Origin of the sequence: Phyllobacterium zundukense (assembly GCF_002764115.1) — a bacterium.
Lineage (GTDB): Bacteria > Pseudomonadota > Alphaproteobacteria > Rhizobiales > Rhizobiaceae > Phyllobacterium > Phyllobacterium zundukense.
This window is the reverse complement of the sequence record NZ_CP017940.1, coordinates 3,503,260-3,515,895: the sequence shown is the minus strand read 5'-3', so window position 1 is coordinate 3,515,895 and position 12,636 is coordinate 3,503,260. Positions and strand designations below refer to the sequence as shown.

Sequence of the window (12,636 nt, the reverse complement as noted above, 5' to 3'; positions counted from 1 at the left end):
GCGCTCGCTCATCTCTTGATGTCTGCTTCGACCTGTGCCGGCGTCGCGCCGACGAATTCCGCATATCTCGCGGGGTCGGTGGCGCCCTCGGTGTTGATCAGGAAGACACGGGAGTTCTCATCCAACGCGAGCGCGGCCTTTATCTCAGGATTGGAGGCTGCCTTGATCGGCGCCGCAAGACCAACGCCGCTTTCTCCAGCTACGATCGCAGGATCGTTGTCCAAGGGGTTCGCAAGCGCCTTCATCACCGCTATCGCATCCGCTTCGTCCACGGTCATAAACCGATCGGCAACGCGGGACAGGATGCGCCAGGCGACTAGCGACGGTTCATAGCATTCCAGCATGGCCATGACGGTCGGTTCACCGTGGGCAATCCTTACTGCATGGCCAGCCTTGGCGCTTTCGAAAAGGCACGCCGCACGTGCGGGATCGACGACTACGGATGTCGGCCGTCTGTCGCCGAACTCGATTGCCATGTAACCCGCCACAGCGGCCGCGATACCGCCTACACCGGACTGAATGAAAACGTGGGTCGGAGGCTCTGTCATCTGCCGTAACGCCTCGCGAACCAATGCGGTGTAGCCCTGCATGACGGAGCTGGAATGCGTTCATATCCCGGCCACGACGTGTCCGACACGCCCACGAGTTGCGCCCCTTGACTGTTCCGGTTGGCTAGTGCTGCATCGAACGTCCGGTCATGGCCCATTCCAGACCAATGACCGTGGCTGCATTTGCCCCCGAAGCGATCCTTCACTTGATCTCGGTCAAAACTCTGCAGCATGAGGTCTGAGTAATTTTACTTCAATAACAGGTCAATCCCGTGTCGGATTGGCAAGGCCTCGTACGTCCTAGGGTCGCCTATTCCGTCAATTCAGAAGGATCACGACTATGAACACCATACGCTTGCACCGCGTTCTGGCAACCAGCCCAGAAAAGGTTTATCGCGCCTTCCTCGAGGCGGACGCGCTCGCCAAGTGGCTTCCCCCCAACGGGTTTACCTGCACTGTGCATCACTTGGAACCGACGGTCGGCGGCAAGTTCAAAATGTCCTTCCGCAACTTTACAACAGGCAAAAGCCACGCCTTTGGCGGCGAATATCTCGAGCTCGTTCCAGGCGAACGCCTACGCTACACGGACAAATTCGACGACCCCAACCTGCCTGGTGAAATGGAGGTAGCTGTGACGTTGAACAAAGTTTCGGTCGGGACCGAGCTGGATATAACGCAGTCAGGTGTGCCAGACGTCATTCCACCTGAGGCTTGTTATCTGGGTTGGCAGGAGTCGCTGCGAAACTTGGCAAGGCTCGTCGAGCCGACGATTAACGAATAGCACATCAGGATCTGGCAAAGGCTTGTCGGGATCGGCTCACGTTGACGATTTTCGCAATCCGGTGTGAGAGCATCCAACCTCGCTTAAGTTGGTATTGCCAAGGCCGGGATACCCCTCCACGCAGGGACGCCTGCGTGTCAAGCCGCCCAAAGGCGAGCCATACGAAATATCGAGAGAAGCCCGTCATGCCCGGCCAGGCAGGCTATCGCTCCACCCCGCTAGCAGACGGCCTGACCCAAGGTGGTCATGCTCTTGCGCCAATAATAGTGCCCGTTCGTCATCAGCCAACTAACTCGGTGAGATTAGCCCACGTTGGTATGCATCCAACCGTGCCGCGATTTGTTAGACTGGTGAAAAACAAGAAAAAGGAGGGCGAAATGTTCGAATTGACGGATGGGGCAATGATGATCGTTATCGCGATCACTACGGCCATCGGTGCCTATATCTTCTACGGAACATCGATCGTGCAACTTTCAACCTTTTAAGGCGACAGGCTGCTCCGGTTGGAATTTGACGGGCGCCATTCGACCGCATAGTTCGATCAACGCATTGCCTTGCGCTCGTTATTGTTGGACGATGCGGCCAAACATTGCGCAAGGGGTCTTGCTATCGCAATGGCTGCCCGGACTGTTTCAAATTTAAATTGTCATACGATGAGTTAAAATGATTTAGTATGATCGTAAATATAATAAATTTTACTTATCTCTAGGCAGCTGGTTTCATGCTTCCATAGGCGAGGAGCCAGGGAGAGAAACCATGACACCGGCACCATCAGAGGCATCAAATCCTGTGCGCAATGTGGCAATGTTCATCGCGCTGCAGTTCAGATCATCGTGGTTTCAGGGGATTTTCACTTCGCTTATGGGGCGCGGTCTCGCAGAGGTAGAGCAGGCCATTCTTACCTTCATGCGCTCCGATGCGTTCTTAGGGTCTAAGTGGACTCCCGGAGAACTGCATTTCTTTCTGTACGAGACGCTATTTGGCAGGTGCGAAGACGCGGACCACGCTTGGAAGAGCCGCGCTCTTGAGGCGTCCATTCGTCGGGGGCTAGCCTCGTTACAGCACAAGGGATTTGTGAAAAAGCATACTGTGTCGCGTCAGGGATGGTTAGGCTTGCCGCCTGAAATCAAGTGGAGCTTGGGTGACGCGGAGATGAACAACGCCGAAATCAAAGCCCGCAAACACGTGCGGAAACAGCAGCCCGCGGCACCATCAGCAAGCTTGCGCTAGAGTACTTTGCTGCGCTTTGGCCCGGTATGGTTCACCTTGGCCGGCCGCATCAGGATTGGATAGCACACCGGTCGTTGAGCTGAGCGTTAGAGGCTCCCTTGCCTCGAAGTAATGGGCCTAGGAAATCCATGGGACTTAAATTCAGCGCTTTGCAGATACGAGCGTGGCAATGGCTATGCGATTTACGCCATTCTCGTATTTTTGGATTTGCACGTACGACATGCCGATGGCGGCTCCGAGTTGCACCTGGGTGAAACCTGCTGCCATGCCAAATTCCCGCAACCGGACACCGATTTGCTTGTCCATGGCCTCAACGCGCGATCTTGGGGTCAGCTCGAGGTCTCTCGCCTGGGCTTGCTCTTATGGCTTGTAATTCTCGATGCGTCCATGGAAGCACAGGAGCGCCGATGGCACCACTCACTGTTCATTATGGGAAACTACGCTTTCCGGATGATCTGTTCGTCGTCCATCTCGGGTGTGCTGTCCAAGCCGCCTTGCGCCACAAACGACGTTTCAAGCTGGCACCACATTCCGAGTGGGGTATTGCATGAACTGCAGACGATGACGGTGGAATTGGTCACACCCGTGGGAATATGAAGGTAGGTAACTCCGCACGTTGGGCAATCGGATTTGAAGTTGAGTCTTTGTGGCATGGCATCCCTCCACGTAATGCGAACTCAATAGCCGTCCAAAGCAATCAGGTTGCCTTTGGCTCCTCCGGCGGGTGCCATTTTATGCAAATTGCATAGAGAGTCGAGAATTAATTCTGCCAGCCCTGGGCGACGAAAATCGGATCAAGCGTACCCCACGTGCCCAAGGTACGTGCCGCACGACGGCAGTGGATTAGCGTGTTCAGTTCCACATTTTGGGTGAGAGTAAGATATGGCAGTCGGGGCATTCCAGCTTGATCGCCAAACGCTTACTCTATGCCCATGCCCAAGAACTGCAAAATCCAGCATTTCCGATTACGAGGGTCAGTGGAACAACCATCCGATTCCGATGGCGACGGCCACACCAAAAAGACGGCGCCATAAACCAGCGGTGACCAATCGGTTGATGGATGCTTTCTGTTGTCATCAAACCCCATCCCACAATGCCCCTCGAACTACTTATGAATAGACAAAGGAACTGCAATTGCAGTGCGGCGTTTCTGAGCATGCGAAGATTGCGGTTTGAATCCGTCACCGTTGAGACCAGGCACGTTGGCCGGTATCGAGTTATCGCGTCAGTTGACGCGGCTGCTGATTTTTTGGCCCACGACTGGCCTACCGAAAAAGGGCCGATCCACCTTAGGGCCCGTATCGCTTGCCTGGATGCTCTGGAGAATGCGCTGTCGGCCGATGAGGCGAGAGAGGCCTTCATCGAAGCGGCCAAAGAATCTGGCATCCTTATTCGGGACGATCGATAAATCATCAAGGGCCAAGTCGATCAGTTGGTCTCCAGCATAAGCGATAGCGGCGATAAAGTGGATCATGATCAGTTTGGGATGCCCACTCATCCCAAAAATTTCTCGCATGTCCGTTAACTTTACGGTGCCTCGCCATGCGTTCCAGCTCCATAACAGCGCATCCGGCGGCACGGTCCCCGAGGCGGCGAGATTCTCCCGCAGATGACCGACAGGTGCCGGGGATCAGGGGATGTTCGGCGCGCGCGACGCAGCAGCCAAGCTTGTCGCGTTCTATGCCGTCAGGAACAATGGCAAGCATCGCGCGTTCCACTCATGACAATCAAAGCGCCGCATTCCGGTCAAATGTTGAAATGTGGCGTCATACAGGAGGCTCCTGAGCTGCTTTCTCGGCCGAAGAATGGGAGCCACAAGCTAACGGGTGCACGGAAAGCCTGCCTGTATGGGCGGCGATGAAAACTGGATGAAGTTACAAGATCTGGCAAATGAACTTGGCCTATCACTGACCACCGTGAGTCGCGCTCTGAATGATTACCCAGAGGTCAGCAATCGAACGCGCGCGCGCGTCAAAGGAGCAGCTGCGCGCATGGGGTACCGACCGAACGTAACAGCCCGAGGATTGGCAATCGGTGAAATTGGCATAATAGCCATCGTGGTCCCAAAAGAGCCAACGTCTTATCTTGACCCCGATATCACCGAATTCCTCGCCGGCCTCGCTGAGGTATTTGCTTCGGTCGGGCAAGATATTTTGATCATTCAAACCGCTCAGGATGATCGCTTGCAAGCATGCAAGAATATCATTGAAAGCCGGCGGGCCGATGCAATCGTGATTTGTTATCCTGCACCCGTCGACGACAGCGTCCGCTTTTTGGCTGGGGCTAATTTCCCCTTTGTTGTTTACGGCAAATCACGCACGCCTGTGGCGCACACCTGGGTTGATGTAGATCACAGGGAAGCCGCATTCCTATCCGCTGTGTTTCTGTTCGAACGCGGGCACGAAAAAATTGCGGCTATCGAAGGACCAGCACACTTTGCTTTTGTAGAAGAACGTATGGCGGGAATAACCTGTGCGTTTGAACAGCACGGAACGCAAATAGATGCCAGCCACATGATAAAAGACATGTTCTGTGACAGTGCAGGATATCAGCATACGCTACGCCTGCTCAGGCAGACATCTCCACCGACAGGCTTTGTCTATGGCTCGTTGCTCAGCGCGATTGGGGGCAAGCGTGCAATCAGGGAATTGGATTTGAACGATAGAATTGCTGTCGTCACGCACGACAATGCCGTTCCTTATCTCAATCCGCGAAGCATTTTTCCTCGGATAACAATTACCTCATTCTCGATATACAAAGCGGCGAGAAGAGTTGCCCAACATGTTATCCGGATGATGGCAGACAATGCCGTTGTAGAAACCGAATTATGGGCACCGCGGCTGATATCCGTTGGCCAAACTCGAACAAACCCTTCCGCTCGTCAGTTGCCAAGGTGAGCAAGTTCGGAAATCCAATCTCGTATTGTATTTGCAGAATCCACACTGAACCTTGCCACGCTTGCATGTGCTGATGTGCCTACCTTGATCGATCGTCCGGATGTTGAATTCACAAATTCAAACATCTTTTCGTCGGTAAGGTCGTCGCCCACAGCAATAGGGCTGCGCCCCTTGAATGGCGAGGCGCTCATCAGCTTTGCTATGGCGGTGCCCTTGCTGGATGCGCTCGGATGAATCTCGACAACCATCTTGCCATCCTGGCGTGCCCATCCAAGGCCGAGCTGCACCAGGAGTGTGTCGACGAGGTGATCGACCTGCGAAAACGCTTCCGGAACCTGCCGGTAGTGCACCGCGATGGCAATCCCTTTGTCTTCAACGATTATATCGGGCACTTTTTTTGCAAGGTCTTCGAGTTTTTGTCGCGCGACGTCCAGTTGGTTCTCCTCAAGAATTTTTCGATCGATTTCCCCGTTTTCTTCGCGTCGTATTTCCGTTCCGTGCAATCCGGCAGCGGGAAACCGATAAGGAGCGAACAGTTCATCGATTGAATTTATCGAACGGCCGCTGACAAGCGCCAAGGCGCCGTCGAGGCGCAACGAAAGTTCAGCGAGTTGGCCCGGCAATGCGTGCGGAACAATCACGGCTCCTGGCGTTTCGGCGATATCTATCAACGTGCCATCAATGTCCAGGAAGATTGCCCAGGACTCGAGATCGGTTGGAAGTGGCTCACTGGTTGCATTCACTGTTTCACATCACTCCATTCTCTCATTTTCAGAACGAATTGTTGCGCTTTGCACCAGGCCAATCAATCCCTTGTGAACATTTTCGCGGAACAAAACTGGGATCGGGCAGTTAGACCTACTCGATGAAAATCAAGGAAATTGAAATGGGACGCCTGGTTGTAGTCTCAAATCGTACTGGCGATTTGGGAAAGAAGACACAAACCGGGGGCCTCGCAGTTGGCATCGGTGACGCCCTCAAAAGCAGCGGGGGAATGTGGATGGGTTGGAACGGCGATGTCGTCGACAGCCCCGATTCATCCAACACGCAATTAGAAACCTACGAGAATGTGACATCCCTGACGATATCGCTGTCGGTGGAGGAGCATGAAAATTACTATCTTGGCTTTGCGAACAAAGTCCTTTGGCCGTCGTTTCATTATCGCCTGGACCTGATGGATTACCGCACCAAGTTCGCCAAATGCTATGCAGCGGTTAATAGGAAATTTGCGAACACTCTTCATCCCCATTTGCGCGACAGCGATCTTATCTGGGTGCATGACTATCATCTCATTCCATTGGCTTCGGAATTACGGCGCAAAGGCAGCGCGCACAGAATTGGCTTCTTTTTGCACGTGCCGTTTCCTTCCGTTGATGTCTTTTCAGCGGTGCCGCGTCACGGATGGCTGCGAGAATGCCTCCTGCAATACGACTTGATCGGCTTCCAGACAAAAAACGATGTTCAGAATTTTTGCAGCTACTTGAAGGAACACTCTGAAGTCAAATTTCTTGCGCCAAATCTCATAAAGTGGCGGGGCCGCACAATCAGCATTGGGGACTTTCCGATCGGCATTGACGTGGGCCAATTCTCTGCCATGTCGCACGTGAGTGACAAGGGGATCGAACTCGAGCGTGTGCGGCGCAGCCTTCTCAAGCGCTTCCAGATCATCTCGGCCGACCGCCTCGACTATTCCAAGGGGCTTCCGGAGCGCATGAAGGCGTTCAGAAAATTCCTGGATTCGTATCCTGAGTATTTGGGCCGCGCGGAATATCTGCAGATCGCATCACCGTCGCGGGAAGATGTTTCCGCCTATGCGGATATTCGGTCGGAACTGGAGCAAATGACAGGGGCAGTCAACGGCAAGTATGCTGATTTCAACTGGGCCCCAATTCAGTACATCAACCAAAGCATACCCCGAGAGAAGCTGGCATTGCTGTTTCGGTGCAGTCTCATTGGCCTTATCACGCCCCTGCGGGATGGAATGAATCTGGTGGCAAAGGAATACATTGCCGCCCAGGACCCTGAAGATCCGGGAATTCTCATATTGTCAAAATTTGCCGGCGCTGCGGAAGAGCTTGGCGATGCGCTTATCGTCAACCCCTACGACACAAATGAAGTTGCACAGGCCATAAGAAAAGCCGCCACAATGCCGATGGAAGAGCGCAAGGCGAGACATCGAACCCTTCTTAGCCAAATTTCTGATCAAGATGCGCAGCAGTGGCAGAACGAATATCTTGCTGCGCTTCGATCGGTCCAAGCGACTGTTCCGCGATCGGCGCCGCCGTCTCTTCCAAACTGGAACGAAGGTCAGGGCGGTGTGGCCATGCCCGGGTCCCGGCACTAGAGACCTGCGAAGTACTGAAACAAATAATGAGTGAGAGCATGTACATTCCCAATTCAGCCTATCGAATCCAGCTGCGCAACGGCACCACATTCAAACAAGCGGCGAGTGCCATTTCATATCTGAAAGAGCTTGGGATCGACGCTGTCAGTGTGTCCTCTCCGTTTCAGTCGTTGCAGATTGGCGACGGCATCCTGACGGCCACAGATCCGACGGAACTAGACTTCGAATTGGGGTCCGAAAGTGGCTTCGCCCATTTGAATTCCGAGCTCGCAAGCGCGGGCATGCATCTGATTGTCGATCTCAACCCGAACCAGATGTCGGCATCGTATGAGAATGCGTGGTGGTTCGACGTGCTGGAATGGGGCCCCAGCGCGAGGCATGCAAATCATTTTGACGTCGATTGGACAAGGGCAATCACTCTTCCAGTGCTCGAACGACCAATCAACGAGGAGATTCAGGCTGATAAATTTCAGCTGACGTTCGATCGAGAAAAAACAAGTTTGGGCGTTTCTTATGCAGGCCGGTTTTTTCCCTTGGCTCCATCGAGTTATCGCGAAGCACTCAAGGGCATCAACAACAAGATTGCCGTGACTTTGATCGAAACGGCAAGCCGGGCCACTTCGACAACGACCGCCGATTTTCACACGGACCTTTTGAAAGCCTTTGACCATGCCAACATTACGGATCGGCTCGAAATGGCTTCGGGGCTGAACGACATCGCGAAGGATGCGGGCCGGATGATCGGGCTGATGTCCTTGCAGAATTGGACTTTGGTGCAAAGTAAGGGAGCATCCGAACCCATAAACTACAGGCATTCGGCTGATTCAAAACTTACCGTTGGGTTGCGCGTAGAAGATCCCGCCGTTTTCATGGATTTCCACAAGATGCCTCTTTCGCTGCTGGAAAAGACCCAGATCAAGGGTTTCAGGGTCAATGAGATCGATGAACTTGCAGATCCAGCGGAATACACCAGGCGGCTGCGTTCACACGCAGGCGAAGACATTTTCGTGGTCACTGACAAGATATTGCTGGGCGAAGAAACGTATAATGATGATTGGCACGTAAACGGCACCGCTGGTTATGAGTTTATCTCCACCGTGGCGGATCTTTTCGTCGACCATGCCGGGCTGTCCAGGCTGCAGCGCATGTATGAATATGAACTCGAACCCAGATCTGAATTTCCTTCTGAATTTCCGGGCGACTATCGGCACGCGAAAGCCAGCATTCTGCACGCGACTTTCACAGATGAACTCGAAAGATTAGTACAGCTATTGGCCGAGCTGGGCCCTCCTTATGCAGAAGAACTCCTGCTGCGCCGCGCCATAGCAGAACTCATCGCAGAGTTGCCCGTTTATCGCACGTATTCGAAGGATGGCGCACTTCCCCCGTTCGATGTCGATATGCTTCAATCCATTGCTGCGCAAATATCCCGCCGAGAGGGACAAACCGCCGATGTGGTGGAGATATTGGCGTTCATTCTTCGCATTATGAACTCGGAAGACACATCCTCCAGCCCGGACGTTGCCAGCTCGTTTATCATTCGCTTTCAGCAGTTGACGGCCGCTGTAATGGCGCAAGCAATTCAGAAATCATACAGATACGCCCGCGGCCCGATTGCGCTGGACGAATTGATGTTGAGTGCGAGCCCGACGTCTGATCCGATCGGTGCCTTTCATCGAAAGATGGTCGACAGGGCTGCAGCTATGCCATCCGGCATGTTGGCCACGTCTTTTTCCTATACAACCAAATTCGGAGAAGACGCGCGAATGCGTCTGCTGGCGTTCTCAGAGGCGTCAGGTGTATGGGCGAGGGCTGTTGACGCGTGGCGGCAGTGTCACGCTGCCAATTTGGCGACCATCGAAGCGGTGGTTGCTCCAGATCCGAAGACGGAATGGCTGATCTACCAAACACTGGCGGCAATCTGGCCGGTTTCCTTGCGCATCGACGACGACGCTGGCCTTGCTTCGGTTCGGGAAGAACTGGTTGGATTCATGGAGCGAGCCATCCGCGAATCCGAGAAACAGTCATTCTGGACCGGCGTCAATAAGCCTTACGAACAGGCCGTCATGAACTATGTGGACGGCTTGTTTGCGGACAAAGAGTTCCTTTCAGAATTTGTGGAAACGATGAGGCCATTTTGGCTGACCGGAGCGCTCAACAGTTTTTCCCAGACGGTCTTGAAGCTTACTGCTCCAGGAATCCCTGTCATCCATAATGGTGCCGAAACCTGGGATCTGTCCGTGTCGTCCGCACCGACGCGGGGCTCATTCGATTTTGACGCCTTGAAAGATCAGCTCGCTTATGCCGATCAATCGCCGTTGAATTTACTTCTGGAGGATTGGTATTCCGGCGGCGTAAAACAACGGATCCTGAAATCCCATCTTAAGATGCGCCAGGAGATGCCCCGACTGTTTTCTGAGGGGAAGTACATTCCTCTCAAAGCGGTTGGCAAACAGGCCAACCATATTGTGGCGTTCTATCGTGAATTCGAGGAACAATATGCGGTGATTGCTGTCCCCCGGCTGTGTTTCGATATGTTGAAACCGTTCACCACGCCTTTTTTGCCGCTTCCCGAATGGGAGGGGACATTTCTGCAGGTACCGGATGCACTCGTGGGTAAGCAGTTCCGGCATGTCATGACGGATAAGGGGTTCACGCTCGCGAGCAAGGTCTCCCTGGTGGAAGTCTTGCGAGAATTTCCCGTAATGACGCTGGTTTCGGAATAACGAAGGCCAATGCAAGCGCCGCCCCCTCAACACTGACGATTTCCTGAGCTCGCTCGATTGCCCATACGGCAAAGTCGCTTGGCGATTTCCACCGTCGCCGTGTCACACTCCTTTTCATGCACTTTAGTGTCGTGAACTGACTGGCGGCTTTAGTCGTTGCATATGAGCGTTCAATGAGCGTCGATTTTGGGGGAGCCGTATTCTGGCCGACCTCCAGGCCCTGCTGGTGCAAGGTAAATTGCTGCGATATCGCGTCGCCAAAGGTTTTGAAAAGGGCTTCCCGAATGCACGTGGGTTCCCGGCTCTTTGAAATGGTTCCATCCTGGCGAAAAAATAAACTCGCCCTAATGACCTAGCAAGTCGGGGTTTCGACCAGGGCGACCCCGACTTTACCGAAGAAGAACTCGCCCGTGTGCGGGAACGGGCCCGTGATTACCGACCATTATAAGCATTCCTAGTGCCGAGCGTCCGAGCACAGCCATGACAAAGGCGGTGCTCGGACTTCGGAATTTTGATCAAGGAACAGTTGGAGAAAATCATGTTCAGGAAATTCATTGTTGCATGAGCAGCTACGCTTCTTACCCTCACCGCAGTGCCGCAAGCCTATGCTCAGTCGATTGAGATCGGCCCGGGTGGAGTTCGGTTGAGTGAGCCCGCTCGCGAGCGAATAGACCGTCGTTCGATGGAGATCGATGAGCGGCAAGCCGTGCGCATCGCCAAAGGCGAAGGATTGAGAAGCGTGGACGATGTGAGAAGAACCCAATCCCGGTATCTATCTGCCCCACCCAGTGAGAACAGAAAGCTGGTCGCAGCCACCAAACATTAATAACGGATCGATGGTGTGGCGAGCAATAGCTCGTCATTTCATCAATCCTGCCGCTCGCAATGCATCTTCAATCACCCCACCAACCGGACGCCTGACTGGCCTGGATTCTTCGGTCGTCAGCGAAGGAGCAGACGATTTCGCGTTTCTTTCCGCTGAAACTGCTTCTTGCTCACCAATCAGACCCCAGGTCTTGGCAATGTGCCACGTCGATGAAATACCGACGTCAAGCATGAAGGGCCGGGCTGTGCCGTAGCCATCCAAGCCAGAGCTCTTGATCGGGATACCATGCCCCATGCCGCTTATGGCGTGAGCCTCGACCTGTATGACGCCCTCATTATCGCTCCACGCACGAGACTCATGATGCTGTACCAGTCCGGTAACGATTGGTTTTTCGCTGAGTTCATGCAAGTGCCACCACTGACCGATGATCGCTTCCATATTGATCGGATCCACCGTCTTATCCGCAGTGCCGTGCCAGACAGAAATTGAGGGCCAGGGGCCCTGGTGATCGGATGCTTGACGCACCTGGTTCGCGAGAATGCGGCTTTCCTGTAATCCGTGGCCACGCATGCGGTCGAAAGCCTGGGGTATACTGGAAGCGCTGCCGTAGGGCAGCCCTGCAATGATCGCGCCGGCCCTGAACAACTCGGGATAGGTGGCAAGAACGGCCGCGGTCATCGCACCGCCAGCCGATAAACCCGTCACATAGATATTCGCTCGATCGATGGAATGCCTGTCAGCTAGCGTTGTCACCATCTGGCTGATCGAATGCACCTCTCCCTGGCCTCGTGTGGTGTCTCCCGTAGCAAACCAGTTGAAGCAAAGATTTGCATTGTTGCTACGCTGCTGTTCGGGAAAGAGCAAGGCAAAGCCGTATTTCTCGGCGAGGTCGGACCACCCGGAGCCACTATCGTAGTCGGCCGCGGTCTGCGTGCATCCATGCAGGGCGACGACGAGCGGTACAGCAGGGCGGGTTGTGGATGGAATGTAGGTCCATGCGTGCAATTCGCCGGGATTTGATCCGAATTCCGACATGGGTCGCAAACGCGTATTTAAATTCGGCGCGAACGCGGAAAACTTGGCGCTGCGCTGGATATTCAGGCGTCTGATCGTATCGGCGATATTTCTCATGGCGGTGCCCTTTCAACCAGCGACCGGAAGGTTGCCGAGTCACTCTAACGCAGTTGCGAGATAATAGTTGCTGCATTGCACAAATATTTTCAGGAGACATCAGCAAGCGCGGACAAAGCGCCCGGTGCGGCACGACATAGCGGATCGGTGCCG

At 54.0% G+C, this 12,636-nt stretch carries 9 protein-coding genes and 1 pseudogene; 6 read left to right on the top strand and 4 right to left on the bottom strand.

What is annotated here, in order from left to right:
- Nucleotides 1–8 precede the first annotated feature (8 nt).
- Nucleotides 9–640: pseudogene (locus BLM14_RS17580) on the bottom strand (diaminopropionate ammonia-lyase); the annotation flags it as partial.
- 248 nt (nucleotides 641–888) lie between these two features.
- On the opposite strand from BLM14_RS17580, the gene BLM14_RS17575 reads away from it, so the two are divergent.
- On the top strand, nucleotides 889–1,329 hold the full coding sequence (locus tag BLM14_RS17575; RefSeq protein WP_100000571.1) for an SRPBCC family protein: 441 nt from the start codon (nucleotides 889–891) through the stop codon (nucleotides 1,327–1,329).
- 756 nt (nucleotides 1,330–2,085) lie between these two features.
- Nucleotides 2,086–2,559: a hypothetical protein gene (locus tag BLM14_RS17570; RefSeq protein WP_100000570.1), complete on the top strand. Its 474-nt coding sequence runs from the start codon at nucleotides 2,086–2,088 to the stop codon at nucleotides 2,557–2,559.
- 141 nt (nucleotides 2,560–2,700) lie between these two features.
- Here BLM14_RS17570 and BLM14_RS17565 read toward each other — a convergent pair whose 3' ends face one another.
- Nucleotides 2,701–2,826: a helix-turn-helix domain-containing protein gene (locus tag BLM14_RS17565; RefSeq protein WP_157929552.1), complete on the bottom strand. Its 126-nt coding sequence runs from the start codon at nucleotides 2,824–2,826 to the stop codon at nucleotides 2,701–2,703.
- Between the two features lie 793 nt (nucleotides 2,827–3,619).
- Here BLM14_RS17565 and BLM14_RS17560 point away from each other — a divergent pair.
- Both BLM14_RS17560 and BLM14_RS17555 read left to right on the top strand, forming a co-directional pair.
- Complete coding sequence (locus BLM14_RS17560; protein WP_335672068.1) at nucleotides 3,620–3,967, top strand: DUF982 domain-containing protein; 348 nt, start codon at nucleotides 3,620–3,622, stop codon at nucleotides 3,965–3,967.
- A gap of 439 nt (nucleotides 3,968–4,406) precedes the next feature.
- Nucleotides 4,407–5,456: a LacI family DNA-binding transcriptional regulator gene (locus BLM14_RS17555; protein WP_100000567.1), complete on the top strand. Its 1,050-nt coding sequence runs from the start codon at nucleotides 4,407–4,409 to the stop codon at nucleotides 5,454–5,456.
- Here BLM14_RS17555 and otsB read toward each other — a convergent pair.
- Nucleotides 5,441–6,199, bottom strand: coding sequence for a trehalose-phosphatase (gene otsB, locus BLM14_RS17550; protein ID WP_100000566.1), 759 nt, complete (start codon nucleotides 6,197–6,199; stop codon nucleotides 5,441–5,443). The genes BLM14_RS17555 and otsB overlap by 16 nt on opposite strands.
- A gap of 122 nt (nucleotides 6,200–6,321) precedes the next feature.
- On the opposite strand from otsB, the gene BLM14_RS17545 reads away from it, so the two are divergent.
- Entirely contained in the window at nucleotides 6,322–7,800 is a 1,479-nt protein-coding gene (locus BLM14_RS17545; RefSeq protein WP_237143398.1) for an alpha,alpha-trehalose-phosphate synthase (UDP-forming), read from the top strand.
- Between the two features lie 38 nt (nucleotides 7,801–7,838).
- Nucleotides 7,839–10,526: a malto-oligosyltrehalose synthase gene (gene treY, locus BLM14_RS17540; protein ID WP_157929551.1), complete on the top strand. Its 2,688-nt coding sequence runs from the start codon at nucleotides 7,839–7,841 to the stop codon at nucleotides 10,524–10,526.
- Nucleotides 10,527–11,385: 859 nt separating this feature from the next.
- Here treY and BLM14_RS17525 read toward each other — a convergent pair.
- Nucleotides 11,386–12,483, bottom strand: coding sequence for an extracellular catalytic domain type 1 short-chain-length polyhydroxyalkanoate depolymerase (locus BLM14_RS17525; protein ID WP_100000563.1), 1,098 nt, complete (start codon nucleotides 12,481–12,483; stop codon nucleotides 11,386–11,388).
- Between the last annotated feature and the right edge of the window lie 153 nt (nucleotides 12,484–12,636).

Coding starts and splice junctions, on each gene's coding strand:
- BLM14_RS17575 (WP_100000571.1), top strand. CDS start 889: ATGAACACCATACGCTTGCACCGCGTTCTGGCAACCAGCCCAGAAAAG.
- BLM14_RS17570 (WP_100000570.1), top strand. CDS start 2,086: ATGACACCGGCACCATCAGAGGCATCAAATCCTGTGCGCAATGTGGCA.
- BLM14_RS17565 (WP_157929552.1), bottom strand. CDS start 2,826: ATGGCAGCAGGTTTCACCCAGGTGCAACTCGGAGCCGCCATCGGCATG.
- BLM14_RS17560 (WP_335672068.1), top strand. CDS start 3,620: ATGCTTTCTGTTGTCATCAAACCCCATCCCACAATGCCCCTCGAACTA.
- BLM14_RS17555 (WP_100000567.1), top strand. CDS start 4,407: ATGGGCGGCGATGAAAACTGGATGAAGTTACAAGATCTGGCAAATGAA.
- BLM14_RS17545 (WP_237143398.1), top strand. CDS start 6,322: ATGAAAATCAAGGAAATTGAAATGGGACGCCTGGTTGTAGTCTCAAAT.
- treY (WP_157929551.1), top strand. CDS start 7,839: ATGTACATTCCCAATTCAGCCTATCGAATCCAGCTGCGCAACGGCACC.
- BLM14_RS17525 (WP_100000563.1), bottom strand. CDS start 12,483: ATGAGAAATATCGCCGATACGATCAGACGCCTGAATATCCAGCGCAGC.